The sequence below is a fragment of the Treponema endosymbiont of Eucomonympha sp. genome (genome assembly GCF_001028545.1).
Map to the genome: position 1 here is coordinate 1 of NZ_BBPW01000684.1, position 435 is coordinate 435.

Genomic DNA, 435 nt, shown 5'->3' on the forward strand with positions numbered 1-435 from the left:
CGCCTCGTCGCTTATATCGTGCCGGTGAATGCCTTTATTTCCTTTCATGCTCCTATTTTACCTCTTTTCCTTTCTTTAGTCCACACTGCCTAGCGGCCCGGACGCTTCCCGCAAGCCGGAACCGCGCGTTCCGGCGCTTCCGCGGGCGGAGCCGCGCGCAGCCCCGCCGCCTAATGGAGACATGCTAGCGGCGGGCGGCAAAAAAGTCAAGGCGTTCGTCATAAGAGAAGCGGCTTTGCCGCTTCTCTTATGAGACGAGAAAGGGAACGGGCTTTGCCCGTTTCCTTTCTCTCCATTTCGGTAACGCCCAACGGTAGCCGCGGCGCTTGCCTCGCTGCTCTTCACCCGCCCGCCCTGTGCGCCGCGGGTGCGGCGTTCCCAGCGGGGAACGCCGCCTTTGCCCGTATGCCGAGTTTCCTCAAGAAACTCGGTCGT

1 protein-coding gene is annotated in these 435 nt (G+C 61.4%); it reads right to left on the reverse strand.

Translation table 11 applies throughout. The features are described from left to right. Positions 1–75 precede the first annotated feature (75 nt). Positions 76–435, reverse strand: a 360-nt coding sequence (locus AWU74_RS12315) for a hypothetical protein (protein ID WP_202966448.1), incomplete at its 5' end; no start/stop codon positions are given.